Origin of the sequence: uncultured Williamsia sp. (assembly GCF_947494875.1) — a bacterium.
Classification (GTDB): domain Bacteria; phylum Actinomycetota; class Actinomycetes; order Mycobacteriales; family Mycobacteriaceae; genus Williamsia_A.
Genome location: NZ_CANLWM010000008.1, coordinates 64,998 through 83,394, shown reverse-complemented (window position 1 = coordinate 83,394; position 18,397 = coordinate 64,998). Strand labels below are relative to the sequence as shown.

Annotated in this window: 19 protein-coding genes and 4 tRNA genes; 19 read left to right on the top strand and 4 right to left on the bottom strand. The window is 69.5% G+C overall.

What is annotated here, in order from left to right; translation table 11 throughout:
* The first annotated feature begins 1 nt into the window (after position 1).
* Together Q1A98_RS18325 and Q1A98_RS18320 are read left to right on the top strand one after the other, a co-directional pair.
* Positions 2-1,150, top strand: coding sequence for a glycosyltransferase family 1 protein (locus Q1A98_RS18325; protein WP_299576093.1), 1,149 nt, complete (start codon positions 2-4; stop codon positions 1,148-1,150).
* Between the two features lie 151 nt (positions 1,151-1,301).
* On the top strand, positions 1,302-2,000 hold the full coding sequence (locus Q1A98_RS18320) for a demethylmenaquinone methyltransferase (protein WP_299576091.1): 699 nt from the start codon (positions 1,302-1,304) through the stop codon (positions 1,998-2,000).
* Here the strand turns inward: Q1A98_RS18320 and Q1A98_RS18315 are convergent.
* Complete coding sequence (locus tag Q1A98_RS18315; protein ID WP_299576089.1) at positions 1,997-3,271, bottom strand: geranylgeranyl reductase family protein; 1,275 nt, start codon at positions 3,269-3,271, stop codon at positions 1,997-1,999. The genes Q1A98_RS18320 and Q1A98_RS18315 overlap by 4 nt on opposite strands.
* A 143-nt stretch (positions 3,272-3,414) precedes the next feature.
* Here Q1A98_RS18315 and Q1A98_RS18310 point away from each other — a divergent pair, with 143 nt between their 5' ends.
* Together Q1A98_RS18310 and htpX are read left to right on the top strand one after the other, a co-directional pair.
* Positions 3,415-4,425: a polyprenyl synthetase family protein gene (locus tag Q1A98_RS18310; RefSeq protein WP_299576087.1), complete on the top strand. Its 1,011-nt coding sequence runs from the start codon at positions 3,415-3,417 to the stop codon at positions 4,423-4,425.
* A 72-nt stretch (positions 4,426-4,497) separates the two neighbouring features.
* Positions 4,498-5,364 (top strand): zinc metalloprotease HtpX, encoded by an 867-nt coding sequence (gene htpX, locus Q1A98_RS18305; RefSeq protein WP_299576085.1) that lies wholly within the window; start codon positions 4,498-4,500, stop codon positions 5,362-5,364.
* Positions 5,365-5,368: 4 nt separating this feature from the next.
* Here htpX and Q1A98_RS18300 read toward each other — a convergent pair whose 3' ends face one another.
* Entirely contained in the window at positions 5,369-5,860 is a 492-nt protein-coding gene (locus Q1A98_RS18300) for a YajQ family cyclic di-GMP-binding protein (RefSeq protein ID WP_299576083.1), read from the bottom strand.
* A gap of 239 nt (positions 5,861-6,099) precedes the next feature.
* Here Q1A98_RS18300 and Q1A98_RS18295 point away from each other — a divergent pair, with 239 nt between their 5' ends.
* The 11 genes from Q1A98_RS18295 (at position 6,100) to rplA (ending at position 11,973) form a co-directional block, all read left to right on the top strand.
* Positions 6,100-7,017 (top strand): hypothetical protein, encoded by a 918-nt coding sequence (locus tag Q1A98_RS18295; RefSeq protein WP_299576081.1) that lies wholly within the window; start codon positions 6,100-6,102, stop codon positions 7,015-7,017.
* A gap of 200 nt (positions 7,018-7,217) precedes the next feature.
* A tRNA-Tyr gene (locus Q1A98_RS18290) sits at positions 7,218-7,301 on the top strand.
* Positions 7,302-7,387: 86 nt separating this feature from the next.
* Positions 7,388-7,460: transfer RNA gene (locus Q1A98_RS18285), tRNA-Thr, on the top strand.
* Between the two features lie 36 nt (positions 7,461-7,496).
* Positions 7,497-7,570 (top strand) — tRNA-Met (locus Q1A98_RS18280).
* 33 nt (positions 7,571-7,603) lie between these two features.
* A complete protein-coding gene (gene rpmG, locus Q1A98_RS18275; RefSeq protein ID WP_045823858.1) occupies positions 7,604-7,771 on the top strand; it encodes a 50S ribosomal protein L33 in 168 nt (55 codons plus the stop codon).
* Positions 7,772-7,905: 134 nt separating this feature from the next.
* Entirely contained in the window at positions 7,906-8,946 is a 1,041-nt protein-coding gene (locus Q1A98_RS18270; RefSeq protein WP_299576549.1) for a fused (3R)-hydroxyacyl-ACP dehydratase subunits HadA/HadB, read from the top strand.
* Positions 8,947-9,089: 143 nt separating this feature from the next.
* A tRNA-Trp gene (locus tag Q1A98_RS18265) sits at positions 9,090-9,162 on the top strand.
* Positions 9,163-9,213: 51 nt separating this feature from the next.
* Positions 9,214-9,657, top strand: coding sequence for a preprotein translocase subunit SecE (gene secE, locus Q1A98_RS18260; RefSeq protein ID WP_299576079.1), 444 nt, complete (start codon positions 9,214-9,216; stop codon positions 9,655-9,657).
* 88 nt (positions 9,658-9,745) lie between these two features.
* Entirely contained in the window at positions 9,746-10,588 is an 843-nt protein-coding gene (nusG, locus tag Q1A98_RS18255) for a transcription termination/antitermination protein NusG (protein ID WP_299576077.1), read from the top strand.
* Positions 10,589-10,698: 110 nt separating this feature from the next.
* Complete coding sequence (rplK, locus tag Q1A98_RS18250; protein ID WP_299576075.1) at positions 10,699-11,133, top strand: 50S ribosomal protein L11; 435 nt, start codon at positions 10,699-10,701, stop codon at positions 11,131-11,133.
* A gap of 123 nt (positions 11,134-11,256) precedes the next feature.
* The gene (gene rplA, locus Q1A98_RS18245; RefSeq protein ID WP_299576073.1) at positions 11,257-11,973 is read left to right on the top strand and encodes a 50S ribosomal protein L1; all 717 of its coding nucleotides are present in this window, start codon (positions 11,257-11,259) and stop codon (positions 11,971-11,973) included.
* Between the two features lie 85 nt (positions 11,974-12,058).
* Here the strand turns inward: rplA and Q1A98_RS18240 are convergent, their stop codons facing one another.
* On the bottom strand, positions 12,059-12,733 hold the full coding sequence (locus Q1A98_RS18240; protein WP_299576071.1) for an alpha/beta hydrolase: 675 nt from the start codon (positions 12,731-12,733) through the stop codon (positions 12,059-12,061).
* Positions 12,734-12,837: 104 nt separating this feature from the next.
* On the opposite strand from Q1A98_RS18240, the gene Q1A98_RS18235 reads away from it, so the two are divergent.
* From Q1A98_RS18235 to Q1A98_RS18225, 3 genes are all read left to right on the top strand, one after another.
* Entirely contained in the window at positions 12,838-13,659 is an 822-nt protein-coding gene (locus tag Q1A98_RS18235) for a DUF2786 domain-containing protein (RefSeq protein WP_299576069.1), read from the top strand.
* A gap of 7 nt (positions 13,660-13,666) precedes the next feature.
* On the top strand, positions 13,667-14,167 hold the full coding sequence (locus Q1A98_RS18230; RefSeq protein ID WP_299576067.1) for a TIGR04338 family metallohydrolase: 501 nt from the start codon (positions 13,667-13,669) through the stop codon (positions 14,165-14,167).
* 79 nt (positions 14,168-14,246) lie between these two features.
* Positions 14,247-15,182, top strand: a complete 936-nt coding sequence (locus Q1A98_RS18225; RefSeq protein ID WP_299576065.1) for an alpha/beta fold hydrolase — start codon at positions 14,247-14,249, stop codon at positions 15,180-15,182.
* A gap of 57 nt (positions 15,183-15,239) precedes the next feature.
* Here the strand turns inward: Q1A98_RS18225 and Q1A98_RS18220 are convergent, their stop codons facing one another.
* On the bottom strand, positions 15,240-17,285 hold the full coding sequence (locus Q1A98_RS18220; protein WP_299576063.1) for a CocE/NonD family hydrolase: 2,046 nt from the start codon (positions 17,283-17,285) through the stop codon (positions 15,240-15,242).
* Positions 17,286-17,865: 580 nt separating this feature from the next.
* On the opposite strand from Q1A98_RS18220, the gene rplJ reads away from it, so the two are divergent.
* On the top strand, positions 17,866-18,390 hold the full coding sequence (gene rplJ / locus Q1A98_RS18215; protein ID WP_299576061.1) for a 50S ribosomal protein L10: 525 nt from the start codon (positions 17,866-17,868) through the stop codon (positions 18,388-18,390).
* Positions 18,391-18,397: the final 7 nt, after the last annotated feature.

The following is an 18,397-nucleotide window of genomic DNA, read 5'->3' as shown; positions in this document are numbered from 1 at the left end:
CGTGCGTACAGCCATCGTGACGGAGAGTTTCCTGCCGAACACCAACGGCGTCGTGAACTCGGTCCTGCGGGTCCTGGAGCACCTCGACCGTCGCGGCCACGACGCCATCGTCATCGCGCCCGACACCCCACGGGGTTCACAGCCGGCGCCGCGTGAGATCAACGGTGTCCCTGTCCATCTCGTGCCGTCGGTCAACGTCCCGAAGATCTCGTCGCTGCCCGTGGGGATGCCGCATCGCACGCTGTACCGGGCACTCGCCGACTTCGGCCCCGACGTCGTGCATCTCGCGTCACCGTTCGTCGTCGGCGCGGCCGGAGCGCACGCGGCCAACCGCCTCGACATCCCGACGGTGGCCGTCTTCCAGACCGACGTCGCCGGATTCGCCGCGAGCTACGGCATCGGGCTCACGACGCGCGCCGCGTGGGCGTGGACCCGACGACTGCACGCCTCATGCGATCGAACTCTCGCGCCGTCGTCGGTGTCGGTGAAAGCCCTTCAGGATCACGGTGTTCCGCGCGTCTTCCGGTGGGGCCGCGGTGTCGACGCCGAGAAGTTCGCGCCCACCCGCCGCGACGACGCGCTGCGCGCGCGGTGGAGCCCGACGGGTGCACCGATCGTCGGGTTCGTCGGCCGGCTCGCCCCCGAGAAGCACGTCGAGCGGCTCGCCGTGCTCGCGGGTCGTCGTGACCTGCAGATCGTGATCGTCGGTGACGGTCCGGAACGTGCCCGCCTGCAGCGGCTCATGCCGAATGCGGTGTTCACCGGCGAGCTGTCGGGACTGGACCTCGCCGCGGCCTACGCCAGTTTCGACGTGTTCGTCCACGCCGGCGAGCACGAGACGTTCTGCCAGGCCGTGCAGGAGGCGCTCGCGAGCGGCGTGCCGGTGATCGGACCCGACGCGGGCGGACCGAAGGACCTGATCGCGCCGATGCGGACCGGGTACCTGCTCGACGTCCCGTCGTTCGAGCAGCGACTTCCCGCGGCCGTCGACGCCCTGCTCGACCCGACCGTGGGACCGGCATTCGGCGCCGCTGCCCGTCGTAGCGTCGCCGGCCGCACATGGCCGTCGATCTGCGACCAGCTGCTCGGCCACTACGAGGCCGTCGTCGATCGCGCCGGCAGCCTCGCCGTCTCCCGCCGCACCGCCTGATCTACACGGTCGACGGGATGTACCGCACGGTCGACGGGATCTACCGCCCGCTCGGGGGTGGGTTTCGGCCCGCTCGGCGGTGAGTTTCGGCCCGGTCGGGGGTGAGGATCGGCACGCTTTGGCAAGGGACCGGGGGCAGTACCGTGGTGGCATGAGTGCAGCCACGTCCCGGGCCGGTCTGGACAAGCAGCCGTCCGAGGTCGCCGCGATGTTCGACGGCGTCGCCCGCCGGTACGACATCACCAACACCGTCCTGTCGTTCGGTCAGGACCGGTTGTGGCGCAAGGCGACCCGCGAGGCGCTGGCACTGACCCCCGACGACGTCGTCCTCGACCTCGCGGCCGGGACCGCCGTGTCCACCGAGGAACTCGCGACGTCGGGGGCCCGCTGCGTCGCCGCCGACTTCTCGCTGGGCATGCTGCACGCGGGGTCGTCGCGACCGGTCCCGAAGGTCGGTGCGGACGCGCTGCACCTGCCGTTCGCCGACGGAGCGTTCGACGCGGCGACCATCTCGTTCGGACTGCGCAACGTCAACGACGTCGACGTCGCACTGGAGGAACTGCGCCGCGTCCTGCGGCCGGGTGGACGGCTGGTGATCTGCGAGTTCTCGACGCCGGTGTTCTCCCCGTTCCGCACGGTCTACATGGAGTACCTGATGAAGGCGCTCCCGGCCGTCGCGACGCGGGTCTCCAGCAACCCCGACGCGTATGTCTATCTCGCGGAGTCGATCCGGGCGTGGCCGGACCAGGAGGCACTCGCCCGCCGCATCGCCGACGCCGGGTTCACCGGGGTCCGCTGGCGCAATCTGACCGGCGGGATCGCCGCGCTGCACAGCGGCATCGCGGACTAGCTGAACGGCGGGCGCTGGTCGACCACCGTCGACACCTTTCCGGCGGCGTGCCACGCCCGCGCGACGAGGTCGCGGTCCTCGGCGGTGATGAGGTTGCCCATCACGCGCACCACCATCGACATCAGCGTCTGCGACCGGATCCCCGGGCGTCCCAGGACGGGTACCGCCTTCGGCACGGTCAACACGCCTGCGAGCCGACGCGCGGCGGAGAACGCGGTGCCGTAGTGGTCGGTGAGCAGCGCCGGCCAGTCCAGGGTGTGGTCGGGCTCACGCAGACGGTCGGCGGCGAAGCGTCCCGTCTCCAGTGCGTAGTCGATGCCCTCGCCGTTCAACGGGTTCACGCACGCCGCGGCGTCACCGACGAGCATCCAGTTCCGCCCCGCGACGTTGCTCACCGCGCCACCCATCGGCAGCAGCGCCGACGCGATGCGCTGCGGCGCACCGTCGAGCTGCCACCGATCCCGTTGGGACACCGCGTACTGCGTCAGCACCGACCGCAGCGCGATGTGCGCCGGTCGACGCGATGTCGCGAGCGCACCCACGCCGAGATTCACCGTGCCGTCGCCGAGTGGGAACACCCAGCCGTACCCGGGCAGCAGTTCGCCGTCGGCGCCGTGCAGTTCGAGATCGGAGCCCATCCACGCGTCGTCGGATCGGTCCGACGTGACGTACGACCGTGCGGCGACGCCGTAGGCGGTCTCCCGGTGCCATTCCCGACCGAGGGCCTTGCCCAGCGGTGATCGCACCCCGTCGGCCACGATGACCTGCTTCACCCGGATCGACGACGGGCCGGCGTCACCGACCACCTCGACGGACCGGACGCGGCCGTCGCGCACATCCGCGCCGACGGCCCGCACGCCGGACACCATGCGGACGCCGCGCTCGAGAGCCACACGGCGGATGGCGTCGTCGAGTTCCGTGCGCGCAACAGCGCTGCCGTGCGCGGGGAATCGGCCCGACGGCCACCGAACTCGTTGCGACGCACCCCAACCGCGCATCGCCAGCCCGACGATCTGCGGGCGCTCGGCCAGGTACCCGCCCAGACCGAGGTGGTTCATCTCCGCGACGGCGCGCGGCGTCAGACCGTCGCCGCAGGTCTTGTCGCGGGGGAACGTCGCGGCGTCGAGGAGGACGACATCGTGGCCGGCTGCGGCCGCGTACGCGGCGGTCGCGGAACCTCCCGGCCCGGCGCCGACGACGAGCACGTCGGCGGACTCGGGGACGGCATCCCCGCCGCGGGAGTCGGTCTGCGCCGGTGCGACATCGCTCACCTGATCCAGTATCACCGACAGCGCGCGTGACCCATTACCCTCGAACACAGGTGCCCGGCGGGCCCGGGCCGCGCCGCGGCGGGCCGCCACCGCAGCCGGGCCGAGGAGATGGAGCCGTCCGTGTACAGGGGCAAGGCGCGCCGATGAAGACCACGTTCGCCGGCATCGAGATGGGCTCGGCCGAGTTCGCCGACGAGGTCGCCGGCTCGCTGCGCCGCGTCGAGGACCTTCTGATCTTCGAGCTGTCGTCGGGCGAGGACTTCCTCACCGAGGCCGCCACCCACCTCGCCAAGGCCGGCGGCAAGCGGTTCCGACCGCTGTTCGCGCTGCTGTCCGCGCAGTTCGGGTCGAACCCGCGCGCCGACGAGGTGATCACGGCCGCGACGGTGATCGAGCTCATCCACCTCGCGACGCTCTACCACGACGACGTCATGGACGAGGCGACGATGCGCCGCGGTGCGGTGAGCGCGAACGCACGCTGGGGCAACAGCGTCGCGATCCTCGCCGGCGACTTCCTGTTCGCGCGGGCGTCGCGGCTCGTGTCGACGCTGGGCCCGAACTCGGTGCTGATCATCGCCGACACGTTCGCCGAACTGGTGACCGGTCAGATGCGCGAGACCATCGGCAGCACCGTCGGTGCGAGCGCCGTCGACCACTACCTGAAGGTGGTGTGGGAGAAGACCGCCGTGCTCATCTCCGCCGCCGGGCGGTTCGGCGCGATGACATCCGGCGCCGACGACGCGACCACCGATCGCCTCGCGCGGCTCGGCGGGATCGTCGGCACCGCCTTCCAGGTGTCCGACGACATCATCGACATCAGTTCCGTGTCGGGCGATTCGGGCAAGACGCCCGGAACCGACCTGCGGGAGGGTGTTCACACGCTGCCCGTGCTCTACGCGCTGGACGATCCCGAGTGCGTCCGGCTGCGCGAGCTGTTGCTCACGCCGTCGGGGGAGCGGCGGCCGGTCACCGACGACGCCGAGGTCGACGAGGCGCTGTCGCTGCTGATCGCGTCGTCGGGCATGGGCCGTGCTCGTGAGACCCTCGCCGACTACGCCGAGCAGGCGCGTGCCGAGCTCGACGCCCTGCCCGACAACGACGCCAAGGCCGCGTTCAGCTCACTGGTGCGCTACACCGTCGAGCGCAGCGGCTGACCGGCGGGAACCGCCGGCCGGGGTGACTCGTTGACCCGGTGACAGGACCCTGACCCGCGAGGAGCTCACGACATGCACGGCCACGCCAACGGACTGAAGACCGTCCTTCTTCTCGGCGTCATGTCGGCGATCATCGTCGCGATCGGTGCCGCGTTCCGCAGCCCTGCGATCCTGCTGGTCGCGGTGCTGTTCGCGGTCGGCATGAACGCCTACGTGTACTTCAACAGCGCGAAGATGGCGCTGAAGGCGATGCATGCGCAGCCGGTCACCGAGGTGCAGGCGCCGGTGATGTACCGGATCGTCCGTGAGCTCGCGACCACCGCGCGCCAGCCGATGCCCGCTCTGTACATCAGCCCCACCGACGCGCCCAACGCGTTCGCGACCGGCCGCAACCCGAAGAACGCGGCCGTCTGCTGCACGCAGGGCATCCTCGGCCTGCTCGACGAGCGCGAACTGCGCGCGGTGCTCGGCCACGAACTGAGCCACGTCTACAACCGCGACATCCTCATCTCGTCGATCGCCGGTGCGCTCGCCGCCGTCGTCTCGGGTCTGGCCAACTTCGCGATGTTCGCCGGCATGTTCGGCGGGAACCGCGAGAACGGTGCCAACCCGTTCGCGCTGATCCTCATCGCGCTGCTCGGTCCGATCGCGGCGACCGTCGTCAAGCTCGCCGTCTCGCGATCGCGGGAGTACCAGGCCGACGCCTCCGGCGCCGAGCTGACCGGTGACCCGCTGGCGCTCGCATCGGCCCTGCGGAAGATCTCCGGCGGCGTGCAGGCCGCGCCGCTGCCGCCCCAGCCCGACCTGGCCGCGCAGAGCCACCTGATGATCGCCAACCCGTTCCGCAACGGCGAGCGCATCGGTCAACTGTTCTCGACGCACCCGCCGATGGAGCAGCGGATCGCGCGCCTCGAGGAGATGGCGCGCGGGCGCTACTGACCGCTCAGCGGTAGTTCACGAACTGCAGGGCGATCTCGAAGTCCTTGCCCTTCAGCAGTGAGATGACCGCCTGCAGGTCGTCGCGCTTCTTGCTCGACACCCGCAGCTCGTCGCCCTGGACCTGCGCCTTCACGCCCTTGGGGCCCTCGTCGCGGATGGCCTTGGTGATCTTCTTGGCCTTCTCGGTGTCGATGCCCTGCTTGATCGAGCCGGTGATCTTGAAGCCCTTGCCCGACGACTGCGGGTCCCCGGCCTCGAACGCCTTCAGCGAGATGTCGCGGCGGATCAGCTTCTCCCGGAACACCTCGAGCCCGGCCTGCGCGCGCTCCTCGGCGTCGGAGGAGATGACGATGTTCTCCTCGCCGGACCACTCGATGGCGGTGTTGGTGCCGCGGAAGTCGTAGCGCTGCGAGAGCTCCTTCGCCGCCTGGTTCAGGGCGTTGTCGACCTCCTGCCGATCGACCTTGCTCACCACGTCGAACGATGAATCAGCCATGGCGTCAGCGTAACGACCACCCCGCACCCGTCTCGACGCAGTTCGCACGCGATGTCGTGGATTCGCCCGCGTCGTGGGCGGTTCGCCACCACATGGCTGGTCCGCCCGCCGAATCCCGCGGGCGAATCGTCGACGGAGTGGCGAAGCGGCCGTCCACAGGTGAGCGCGCACCCACAGGGCGGCGATGTCCCCGCCTCTCGCGCCGGGTGCGCGTCGCGTGCCGCGGCGACGCTGCCACGATGACCGTCGATCTCGTCTCCCTCCCGGCCGCCGTCCGTCGCAGCCGCCTCCTGGAGCTGGGTGCCGGCCCGGCCGACATCGCCGCCGCTGTGTCCGCACGTGAACTCGCCGCCATCGGCGGCGGGTACTACGCGCCCCGCCGCCTGCTGAACGGGTTCCCCGAGGAGCGTCACCTGGTGCTCGCACGGGCCCTGGCGACGGACTCGACCCCCGGGGTGGGACTGGCGAACGTGAGCGCCGCGGCGCACCACGGGCTGCCCATCCCCGACGCGGATCTGTCGCGTGTACAGCTCGGCAGGCCCGGTGTGGGTGCGTCCGGGAGCAGGGCCAGCGGGGTCGCGCTCATGCACCGCAACGTCGAGGAGTCCGACCTGGTCTTCGTCGACGGCGTACTGGTGACGACGGCCGCGCGCACCGTCGCCGATCTCGCACGTACGGCGCCGCGGCTGACGGCGATCGCCGCGGGAGACGCGGCGCTGCATCGCGGTCTCTGCACGGTGGAGGAGATAGCCACCCAGCTGGGTCGAGGGCGACACGGCTCGCGCCGCGGCCTCATGCTCCTGAGACGGATGGATGCGGCCTGCGAGAGTCCGGCCGAGACCCGCAGTCGGCTCCTCGTCATCGATGCCGGCCTGCCCGTGCCGCTCACCCAGCAGGACATCTGCGACCGGGCGGGAACCTTCCTCGGTCGGTGCGACTTCCTGCTCGACGGCGACCTCATCGGGGAGTGTGACGGCGAGGGCAAGTACTTCGGGCGGTACTCCGACCGCACCGTCGAGGAAGTGCTCGAGGACGAGAAGTATCGGCAGCAGCGGTTCCTCGACGCGGGTCGCCGGTTCGTCCGATGGAGCGCCCGGGAGGCGCGTGATCAGCCCCGCCGCGTGGTCGCCCGGATCGCCCGGGCCCTCGGTTGGTGAGTCTCGCCACCGGATGACTGTTTCGCCCGCCGAATCCGGCGGGCGAAATCGGACCACGGTGGCGACGAACCCAGAACGCAGGCGAGGCCGTCAGATCGCGGGCGAAACCCGACAGATGGTCGCGACGTGCGGTTTTCGCGGGGGCGGGGGTCACGTTGTACTGTTTCCAGTCGTCGCGCGACAGCGTTCGCGCGGTGCACGGCACGTTGCCCGAGCGGCCAAAGGGAGCGGACTGTAAATCCGTCGCGCAAGCTACGAAGGTTCGAATCCTTCACGTGCCACCACCGAGGTCACAGCGATTTGGTCACCCATCGCAGCGGTGTGTAACCTCGACACGGCTCTCAGGGCGGTTCGCTGCCCTGCGGGACCGGCCCCCTTAGCTCAGTCGGTAGAGCGTTTCCATGGTAAGGAAAAGGTCAACGGTTCGATTCCGTTAGGGGGCTCGCTGGACTCCCGGGACCAACCCCCCGGGGTGCCATGGCGGTGTAGCTCAGTTGGTTAGAGCGAACGACTCATAATCGTTAGGTCGCCGGTTCGAGTCCGGCCATCGCTACCCCCTGACAGACATGCGAAAGGCGAGAGAACAATGGCTTCCTCGACCGATGTGCGGCCCAAGATCACCTTGGCCTGCGAGGTGTGCAAGCACCGCAACTACATCACCAAGAAGAATCGTCGGAACGACCCCGATCGTCTCGAGATCAAGAAGTTCTGCCCGAACTGTGGCAAGCACCAGGGTCACAAGGAATCGCGCTGACGTAGCCCACCACGTGGCCATCGCCGTTCTCGGCGGTGGCCACTTCGGCTAGGGAGAACAGCGAGAGACAGGGGTTTCGGGTGACCAACACGAGCGAGCAGTCGATCAACTCGGTCGAGGACCGGTTGGCCATCATGGCCAACCAGAACAGCCTGTCGGCCGAGGAGATCGCCCAGCGGACGGCCGCCCAGGTGGGCTTCCACTACACGGTGGAGGACTACTACGAGGTGGGCCGCGAGAAGGTCCGCGAGTATGCGCGTGCCGTCCAGGACGGTCACCCCGTGCACTGGAACGAGGCCTCCGCGAACGCGAACGGTCACCCCACCCTGATCGCCCCGCTGTCCTTCGCCGCGATCCCCGGCATGATCGCCCAGCGCCGTCTGTTCGAGGAGATGGTGGAGGGCTGGGACCTGTGGAAGATGATGCAGACCGATCAGCGTCTGGTCTTCCACAAGCCCGTCGAGGTCGGCGACCGCCTGATCTGCGTCGTGTCGCTGGACTCGTACCGCCAGATGGGCGGCGCGGACATCATGGTGACGAAGAACCAGATCCACAACCAGCACGACGTGCCGGTGATGACGACGTGGACGACGCTCGTCGCGCGCGCCGGTGAGGCGCCCGACCCGTCGTTCATGACGACCGTCGCCCACACGATGCTGGTCGAGGGCGCCTTCTACGACCACGGCCGCACCGTCCCCGACCACAGCGGGTTCTTCACCGAGCCCGACCCCGTCGTCGACCCCAAGCCGTACGGCGCGATCAGTTTCGACGACGTGCACGTCGGGCAGGAACTCGCGCCGCGCACCGTCAAGCTCACCCGCGGCAACCTGATCAACTACGCGGGCGTGGCCGGCGACCCGAACCCCATCCACTTCAGCGACGAGATCGCGAAGATCGCCGGGCTCGAGACCGTCGTCGCGCACGGCATGCAGACGATGGGCATCGGTGGCGGCTACCTCTCCGCCTTCATCGGCGACCCCGGTGCGGTCTACGAGTACAACGTCCGCTTCACCAGCCCGGTGTACGTCCCGGCCGACGGCTACGGGCAGATCGACCTCACCGCGAAGGTGAAGTCGCTGGACCCGGAGACCCGTCGTGGACAGATCGCGATGATCGCCAAGTCGAACGGCAAGAAGATCTTCGGACGCGCGTTCGCCAACGTGCAGTTCTCCTGACACGGCCCGGCGCTTCTCCACCCCTGCTGACATGGGCGGATTGGAGTTGGCGGGATCGGGTGTCGTACACTCAAGTGTCTGTGGTCCTCACGCTGCGCGCTGCCATCATGGCGGCGCGTTGGTCGTGTGAGGGCCCGAGATAGAGGGGCGTAGCTCAACTGGCAGAGCAGCGGTCTCCAAAACCGCAGGTTGCAGGTTCAAGTCCTGTCGCCCCTGCACCCGGTCGGCACCGTCCGGCCGTCACGCCAGACGACGGAGAGGAACACGGTGAGCAAGCGCGATAGGGCTGCCCGCGCCAAGGGGGCCGCCGATGCCGACGCCACCGACGTCGAGGCATCCGAGGTGGGCACCGACGCCACCGAGTCCGCCGACGACCTGCGCCCGTCGGGCAAGCGGTCGTCCACCCCGCGCGGCAAGCGTGGGGCGGCGACGGTCGGCGGCGACGCCGATGACGACAGCACGGGCGGAGGTGTCGCTCTCAAGGAGCGGCCCGACGCCGCGCCGGAGAAAGAGCGCCGTCGCAACCCGTTCGCGCGACTGTGGGTGTTCCTCACCCAGGTGGTCGCGGAGATGCGGAAGGTCATCTGGCCGTCGCGTCAGGAGATGATCCAGTACACGATCATCGTGTTGATCTTCGTCATCGTGATGACCGCGTTCATCTCCGGGATCGACCTCGGGTTCGCCCGGCTCGTCCTGTGGTTGTTCGGCTGACGCGACCCGCGCGCGACACCACGACGAGAGCGCACGCACGCCGCGTGCGAGCGAGCACGACCAGCAAGGAAAGGGAGCGTGGGCTGCAGTGAGCACCCCCGAGAACGATCCGGCCACGGCCGGTGAGGACGTCGTCGAGACCGAGGCGATCCAGGACGCCGATCGCGAGATCGTCGAGTCCGACGCCGATCCGACACAGGCCCCCGTCGACCCCGAGGCGGCCGCCGAGCTGACCGACGCGGTCGCCGGGTCCATCACCGAGCCCGTCGAGTCGGCCGACGCCACCGACGAGCCGGCCGAGGAGGTCGACCCCGTCGAGGAGCTCAAGAAGGAGCTCCGCCGCGCGCCCGGTGACTGGTACGTCATCCACTCCTACGCGGGGTACGAGAACAAGGTGAAGGCCAACCTCGAGACCCGCGTGCAGAACCTCGACGTCGGCGACTACATCTTCCAGGTCGAGGTGCCGACCGAAGAGGTCACCGAGATCAAGAACGGCCAGCAGAAGAAGGTCAACCGCAAGGTGCTGCCGGGCTACATCCTGGTGCGCATGGAGCTGAACGACGAGTCGTGGGGCGCCGTGCGCAACACCCCGGGTGTCACCGGGTTCGTCAGCCAGGTCGGCAACAAGCCGTCGCCGCTGTCGCTCAAGGAGGTCCTGAAGTTCCTCCTGCCGCGCGTCGAGGCGAAGAAGTCGACCGCCGGCAAGTCCGGTGCGGGCGCCGAAGGCGTCGAGGCCGCCGCGGCCGCGTCGACCATCGAGGTCGACTTCACCGTCGGCGAGAGCGTCACCGTCATGGACGGCCCGTTCGCCACGCTCCCGGCATCGATCAGCGAGGTCAACGCCGAGCAGCGCAAGGTCAAGGTGCTGGTGTCGATCTTCGGTCGCGAGACACCGGTCGAACTGGGCTTCGGTCAGGTCGAGAAGATCTGATCGGGCCTCCCACACTTCGCGTCTCCAGCGGACGCGGACGCCCGTCGAGTCACCCGGTGCGATCGGGTGGATGACACGGGCACACACGAGGACAACAAAAGGTAAGAGAGATGCCCCCCAAGAAGAAGAAGCTCGCCGGGATCATCAAGCTCCAGATCCAGGCCGGCGCGGCGAACCCCGCCCCGCCGGTGGGTCCGGCGCTCGGTCAGCACGGCGTGAACATCATGGAGTTCTGCAAGGCCTACAACGCGGCGACCGAGTCGCAGCGTGGGTCGGTCATCCCGGTCGAGATCTCGGTCTACGAGGACCGCTCGTTCGACTTCAAGCTGAAGACGCCGCCGGCGTCGAAGCTGCTGCTGAAGGCCGCCGGCCTGCAGAAGGGTTCGGGAGAGCCGCACAGCAACAAGGTCGGCAAGGTCACCATGGACCAGATCCGCGAGATCGCCCAGACCAAGCAGGAAGACCTCAACGCCAACGACGTCGAGCAGGCCGCGAAGATCATCGCCGGCACCGCCCGGTCGATGGGCATCACGGTCGACGGCTGAGCGCAGCGAAGCCGTCCACCAGGACACCGTCGGCTGTCCGCCGACACCAGAAACCACACGTGGGAGGGCCGGCTCGGCCCGTCAACCACCGATCCGCGTGAGCTGCGGAGAAGGAACTGAGCAATGAGCAAGAAGAGCAAGGCATATCAGGCCGCGGCCGAGAAGGTCGATCGCGACAAGCTGTACAGCCCGCTGGAGGCTGCAGCGCTGGCCAAGGAGACGGGGTCGGCCAACTACGACGCCACCGTCGAGGTCGCGATCCGTCTCGGTGTCGACCCCCGCAAGGCCGACCAGATGGTCCGCGGCACCGTGAACCTGCCGCACGGCACGGGCAAGACCGCCCGCGTCATCGTATTCGCCGTCGGTGACAAGGCCGCCGAGGCCGCCGCTGCCGGTGCCGACGAGGTGGGCGCCGAGGACCTGATCGAGCGGATCCAGGGCGGCTGGCTCGATTTCGACGCGGCCATCGCCACGCCGGACCAGATGGCCAAGGTCGGACGCATCGCACGCGTCCTGGGCCCGCGTGGTCTGATGCCGAACCCGAAGACCGGCACCGTGACGCCGGACGTCACCAAGGCCGTCAACGACATCAAGGGCGGCAAGATCAACTTCCGCGTCGACAAGGCCGCCAACCTGCACTTCGTCATCGGCAAGGCCTCGTTCGACGAGACCAAGCTGGCCGAGAACTACGGCGCCGCGCTCGACGAGATCCTGCGCGCCAAGCCGTCGGCGGCGAAGGGCCGGTACCTGAAGAAGATCACCGTCTCGACCACGACGGGCCCGGGCATCCCGGTCGACCCGTCGATCAACCGCAACTACGCACTGGCGTCGGAAGCCTGATCTCCGCTCCGCGGAGGGAGGCCTGAGTCTCCAGCGTCGCGACAGCCGCGTCGGATCCCCGTGATCCGACGCGGCTGTCGTCGTCTCACCGGTTCACCAGGCTGTCGAGGTACCCGGCGATCTCCGACGGATGCGACAGCATCGCCATGTGTCCGCCCGGGACCTCGTCGGGGACGACGCCGGGCAACCGGTCCGCGACGACCTCGCGGATGAGGGACTCGGGGAAGAAGCGGTCGTCGCGGAAGATCAGGAACCGGGTCGGGACGTCGGGCAGCGCGGCCCCCGGCCAGGGCAGCTCCGACGGGGTGTCGGACTGCCTGCGTTCGACCTCGGTCGCCACCACCTCGGGGGGGACACCGTTGTAGAACAAGCCGTCGATGTCCTCGAGGTCCCACCCACCCTCCCGGGCGGCACGTGCCTGGTGGGCCTCCGCGCCGGTGTCGTGCCACCAGTCACCCGGGCGCTCACCGGGCCGGGGGATCATCGCCTGGGCGAAGACGAGCGCAGAGGCGCCCAGGCGCTCGGCGAGCAGCGGGCCGGTGAATCCGCCGAACGAGTGGGCGACCACGACAGGCGTGTCGACGTCGTCGGGGGTCTGCGCCACCGCGGCGTCGACGTACTCGGCGAGGCCCGCGTCGTCGTCGTCGCAGGGCAGGTCGATCGCGACGCATCGATGGCCGAGGTCGGACAGAGCGTCGACGACGAACCGCCAATAGCGTGGGTCGGAGCCGGCGCCGGGTATCAGCACGAAGGTGGCCACGGCCGCCACCCTAATGCCGCGAAACGGACAACGCCGGGGTTCGTGGCCATCCACGAACCGCCCGGTCGGTGGAACCGACCGGCGTCTGACAGAGTCGAATGGACATGCGAGACGACAAGAACCTGACCCGCATCGCGAACCTGCTGCGGCAGGCCGAGGGCACCGACAACGAGCACGAGGCGGCGACGTTCCTGCAGGCGGCGCAACGCCTGGCGACCGCGGCGTCGATCGACCTCGCGGTGGCCCGCGCGCACGATCCCGCCGGTGCGCCGTCGGGGCCGACCGTGCGGCAGATCGCGATCGGGACCGCGGGCAAACGCGGACTGCGCACGTACGTGGCGCTGTTCGTCGCCATCGGACACGCCAACGACCTCAAGGTCGACGTGGCCCACAACTCGACGTTCGTGATGGCCTACGGCTTCCCGGGGGACATCGACGCGACCGAGACCCTGTACTCGTCGCTGGTGGTGCAGATGGTCACCGCCAGCGACGCCTACCTGAAGTCCGGTGCCTACAAGGAGGAGGTGGCGGCGAAGGTCGTCACCGACCGCGACGGGTGGCGGGCGCGCCGTCGGGTGGAGTACACGCCGCTGTCACCGATCACGGCGCGGCTCAACTTCCAGTCGGCGTTCGCCGAACGGATCGGGACGCGTCTGCGGGAAGCCCGGGACCAGGCGCGCGACGAGGCGCAGTCGGCGGAGAAGGGGCGGTCGACGTCGACGCAGATCGCGCTGCGCGACAAAGAGATCGAGGTCGTCGACTACCATCGCTCGGAGTCCACGGCGCGCGGCACCTGGCGGGGGTCGAGTGCGTCGGCCGGCTACTCGGAGGGTGCGCGACGTGCGGGCGACCGTGCCGGCCGCCGCGCCCGGATCGGGGAGCAGGAGCGTCTCGGCGGCCCGCGCGCGGCGCTCGGGGAGGGCTGATGCGGCCGTGACCACCGGCGATCGCGACGCCGGTCGCGCCGCCCTGTACGCCGCGGAACGCATGGCGCACCTCGTGTTCGAGGCGCCGGGGACCAGCACGCGGATCGGCGGTGTCACCATCACGGTCCCGCCGGAGGCGCGATTCGCGTCCGTGGACTCGGTGGCCGACCACGTCGGACGAGTTCTCGCCCGGCCGTCGATCCGGGAGCGGTTCCCGCGCGCCGTCGAGCCGGTCGCGGTGCGGGTGCGTCGGGGACCGGTGAGCGCCCACTACGAGGCGGGCCCACCCGCGGTGATCGCGGTGCCCGAGGACGGCGACGGGCGGTGGGCGTTACGGGAACTCGTCGTGCTGCACGAGCTGGCCCACCACCTCGACGACAGCGGGGGACCGGCCCACGGTCCGGGTTTCGCGGCGACGCTGATCGACCTCGTCGCCGACGTCATCGGTCCGGAGGCGGGTCTGATCTACCGGGTGCTGTTCAGCGAGAGCGGCGTTCTCATAGTTTGACCGCGAGCAGACATGTGACCCACACCAGAGCGGTGTCGCCATGTCGGCGTCTCCCCGAACCCGCTGCTAACGTCAGACCGTGCCGAGTGCTGGGGGAACGACGACGGGTCGAGTAGGCCGCCGCATCCGACGAATCGGCGTGGTCGCCTGCGTCGCCGTCTGCCTCGTCGTGGCCCTGGCGGGCCCGGCAGCGGCAGCCCCGACCTATCCGGTGAGCTACGACATCGCGCGTGCGGTGGTGACAGGGTTCTTCCGACCCGATGTCCCGCCACCGGGCGCCAACAACCCTCGCTGCCGGTCGACGACGCACCCGACCCCGGTCGTGCTGGTGCACGGGACCGGTGTCAATCAGAACAGCAGCTGGCAGGCGATCGCGCCGGAGTTGGCGAACCGCGGATACTGTGTCTACACGACCACGGTCGGCTACCTGTACGGGGCGCGGAACGTCGGCGAACTCGACTCGGTCACCACGTCGGCGACCCAGCTCGCCGCATTCGTCCAGAAGGTCCGAGGGTGGACCGGCGCGGAGAAGGTCGACCTGGTGGGGCACTCCCAAGGGGGCACCGTCAACCTGTTCTACCTCCGCTATGACAAGGGCTACGAATACGTTCGGCGCGTCGTCGGTCTCGCTCCGGCGAACAACCCGCCCACCTTCTACATCGACCTCGTCGACCTCATCCCGGGGCTGAGAGCTCTGCTCCCGAAGGTCATCCCGGCGACAGGGCAGCTGTTGTCCCCGGCTGCGTTCCAGGCACTCGTCCCGAGAACCTATCCCGGAGTGGAGTACTCGAACATCGTCAGTCGCTACGACGAACTCGCCGTTCCGCCCACGGTGGCGTTCCTCCCCGCGGGACCGAACGTCCGCAACATCCTGGTGCAGGACATCTGCCCCGCCGAACACGTCGGACACCTCGGCATGATCGCCGACCCGAACGTGACCCGGATGTTGATGAACGAGCTGGACCTTGAGAACGCGACGCCGGTGAAATGCGGCCCCAGCGGCATTCCGTTCTGACGCGCGCGCCGGTCGGTTGAGGCCGAACCGTCCGTCGTGGTGGGGCGACGTCGGACTTCACCAGCCCGGGGCGCCGATCGCCAGGAACGACAGGTAGCTGGGGTGCGCGGCGTCGAGGACGAGTTCCTGGCGCCGCCCGCGCGCGCGGATCAGATCCGGCACGACGGTCAGGTACCGGGGGAAGCTGGACGCGTACACGTCGACGCGCAGCCGGTGACCGATCTCGAGCACCGCGTCGGTGGGGACGAGGTCGATGTCGATGGGAACCGGCACGTCGGCGGGGACCGGCAGCTTCCGACGGCGGCTCAGGTGGTGGTACGGCGAGAGCAGTGTGCCGTCGGCGGCGTACTCCGATCGCGACTTGTCGAACGCGCGGTTCGAGACGGTCAGCGCACCGTTCGACAGCACCGTCGAGGTGCCGTCGGGGGCGACGTCGTTGACGGTCACCGCCCAGGTGCCCTCGTTGCCCGACGTCTGCACGTAGAGGTGCAGGTTCATGGATCCGGAGATCTGCGTGCGCTCGCGCACCGGTGTGGTGGTGAACGTGAGGCCGCCGGCCTCCTGCTCCCGCGAGTCGACGGTGTAGTCGCGGCCGAGCATCGCGGTGATGCCCGCGGTCACCTGGGACATGTCGCGCGAGCGGAGTCCGCGGGTGTCGGGACGGACCCCGAGCGCACGGCGACCCCGCGGTGCGTCGGTGCCGAGCGCGCCGTCGAACACGGCGTGGTCGGCGGTCGACGAACACGCGTCGGTGAGGTCGAGGCGGCGGACCGTCGCGCCGGGACGGGGGAAGCTGTCGCCCGACGTCCACGACCCGCCCTGCTGCTGCAGGGTCACCGGTCCGTACCGCTCGACGCCGTTGTCGATGTCCTTGAGCCAGCGGTCGAACCATGCGCGCTCGAGCACGTCGACGCGCGGCGGGCTCGCCGCTCCGCCGAAACCGGCACCGGCGTCGATGTGATAGCCGTCGGCGACGACGAGCTGCTTGTGGCCGGGCGCCATCCGCAGGTGCTGGTACACCGACGTCGCGCTGCGGCCGAAGAGGTCGTGCCAGGCGCCGAACAGGAAGGTCGGCACGTCGATCCGCTCGACCTCGGGATCGCGCTCGTCGAAATACGGGTCGTCGTAGATGCGGTCGTCACGACCGGTGAGGAATCCCCATGCGAGGGAGCCCATCTCGGTTGCCGGCGACGCCGTGCGGTGCCGCAGCCAGCGCAGCGTGTTGCCGTCGAGGAGATCCCGCGCCGCGGTGGCCGGGTTCGGCACCCACTTCAGCGCGTTGACGACGCCGAGCCAGATGGGGATGAACAGCGACGGCATCCCGCCGGTGATGTAGATGTCGCGGACGATGTCTTCGCATCCCTCGACCGCGAACACCGCCTTGAGGCCGGGCGGGCGCTTGTCGGCGGCCTGCAGCGAGTTGATCGCCGAGTACGACCAACCCGCCAGCCCGAAGGTGCCGTCGCACCAGGACTGGTCTCGGACCCACTCGCAGATCTCGACCGAGTCCTGCTGCTCCCGGGCACCGAGGATCTGCCACTTGCCGTGCGAGGTGCCGGTGCCGCGGACGTCGACGATGACCTGCGTGTAGCCGCTGCGGACGAGGCTGCGGTTGATCCCGAACACCTCGAGCGCGCCGCCGGACAGGGTCTGGGTGATGCCGGTGACCCCGGCGAGCGGGGTGCCGGCGAGGTCGACGGCGCCCGCGAGCCCCCGCAGGCCGCGGCCGAAGACGGGGTTGTGCAGCGCCATGTCCAGTGCGTCGAGCGCGGCCCTGTTGTAGGGGTTCACGCTGATGATCGCGGGGTGGGCGGTGGACACCGCGCTCCGCATGGCGTCGGCGGGACGGATGACGGTGGCGCGCAGGGTGATGCCGTCGGACATGACGATCTCGACGTCGCGGTCGATCGAGACGTTCGGGTAACGCTGCGGACCGTCGACCAGCTGCTTCCAGCGCATCGCGTCGGAGCCGCCGGTCGGGTCACCGAGGGGCAGGGTGGGCAGCGGACTGGTGGTCGCCCGCGAGGTGGGGAGCGCCCGAGACGCGGGCGTCGGGACGGATCGCACAGCCGGCATGTCGCCGGGTTCTGCTGGCACAGACATCGCACACACCTCCGCTGAGACGAGGCGAGCACACGTCTGCGTCCCCAGCCGATGCTGGTCGCAGCGGACGCATCCTCGGGTCCACTCCGTCGGCCGTCCCATACCCCCGCGCAATGTGGCGCAGGTCACGGCCCGTTCTCCACGAATGTAACCGAACCTATTGCGCACGGACGAGGGGGGCGGACGCTTCGTGACAACAGTGGGACCGCAGTCCGATCCCGTTATCGGACCGAGATTTTCCGCACACGCGGCGCGGGCCGCGCGGCGGCACCGGCGACGATTTGGAAGCCCGGCCCACAGCCCCGTACGCTGGGACACCAGTGCGTTCGTCGCCTCGGCGACACGCTCTGACCGTTCAACCAGAGACCGTCGGTCGATCTCTCCGCACGGAGGGTTCCGAAGGCCCGGTGTACACGCCGGCGACCCACGCAGGTGGACGAGGTGTGACCGTGCTGCCGACCACGTCGGCCTGCCTCTCTCGCGCCCCGGACAGCTGCGTCCGGGGCGTTCGTCGTCTCACGGGACCCGCGGACCCCTCGGGGAGTCGCCCGGCACGAGATGCACAGAGAGGAGGCGAGACATGGCCAAGTCCGAGAAGGTCGCCGCGGTCGCGGAGATCGCGGAGCAGTTCCGGGGTTCGACGGCCACCGTCATCACGGAGTACCGCGGTCTGTCGGTGAAGCAGATCTCCGATCTGCGTCGTTCGCTCGGCGAGGGCGCGACGTACTCCGTCGCCAAGAACACCCTGGTGAAGCGTGCCGCCGGTGAGGCGGGCATCGAGGGCCTCGACGACCTGTTCGTCGGTCCCACGGCGATCGCCTTCATCGAGGGCGAGCCCGTCGTCGCGGCGAAGGCGATCAAGAACTTCGCCAAGGACAACAAGGCGCTCGTCGTCAAGGGCGGGTACATGGACGGCCGCGCGCTGTCCGTCGCCGAGATCGACCAGATCGCCGATCTCGAGACGCGTGAGGTCCTGCTGGCCAAGATGGCCGGCGCCATGAAGGGCAACCTCGCCAAGGCCGCCGGGCTGTTCAGTCAGCCCGCGGCGCAGGTCGCACGTCTCGCCGCGGCCCTGCAGGAGAAGCAGTCGGGAGCCGCGGAGTAACCCTCCG

What these genes read in the sequence shown, in the direction of transcription:
- Q1A98_RS18320 (WP_299576091.1), top strand. Translation starts at nt 1,302, where the DNA reads ATGAGTGCAGCCACGTCCCGGGCCGGTCTGGACAAGCAGCCGTCCGAG.
- Q1A98_RS18310 (WP_299576087.1), top strand. Translation starts at nt 3,415, where the DNA reads ATGAAGACCACGTTCGCCGGCATCGAGATGGGCTCGGCCGAGTTCGCC.
- htpX (WP_299576085.1), top strand. Translation starts at nt 4,498, where the DNA reads ATGCACGGCCACGCCAACGGACTGAAGACCGTCCTTCTTCTCGGCGTC.
- Q1A98_RS18300 (WP_299576083.1), bottom strand. Translation starts at nt 5,860, where the DNA reads ATGGCTGATTCATCGTTCGACGTGGTGAGCAAGGTCGATCGGCAGGAG.
- Q1A98_RS18295 (WP_299576081.1), top strand. Translation starts at nt 6,100, where the DNA reads ATGACCGTCGATCTCGTCTCCCTCCCGGCCGCCGTCCGTCGCAGCCGC.
- rpmG (WP_045823858.1), top strand. Translation starts at nt 7,604, where the DNA reads ATGGCTTCCTCGACCGATGTGCGGCCCAAGATCACCTTGGCCTGCGAG.
- Q1A98_RS18270 (WP_299576549.1), top strand. Translation starts at nt 7,906, where the DNA reads ATGGCCAACCAGAACAGCCTGTCGGCCGAGGAGATCGCCCAGCGGACG.
- rplK (WP_299576075.1), top strand. Translation starts at nt 10,699, where the DNA reads ATGCCCCCCAAGAAGAAGAAGCTCGCCGGGATCATCAAGCTCCAGATC.
- rplA (WP_299576073.1), top strand. Translation starts at nt 11,257, where the DNA reads ATGAGCAAGAAGAGCAAGGCATATCAGGCCGCGGCCGAGAAGGTCGAT.
- Q1A98_RS18235 (WP_299576069.1), top strand. Translation starts at nt 12,838, where the DNA reads ATGCGAGACGACAAGAACCTGACCCGCATCGCGAACCTGCTGCGGCAG.
- Q1A98_RS18220 (WP_299576063.1), bottom strand. Translation starts at nt 17,285, where the DNA reads ATGTCTGTGCCAGCAGAACCCGGCGACATGCCGGCTGTGCGATCCGTC.
- rplJ (WP_299576061.1), top strand. Translation starts at nt 17,866, where the DNA reads ATGGCCAAGTCCGAGAAGGTCGCCGCGGTCGCGGAGATCGCGGAGCAG.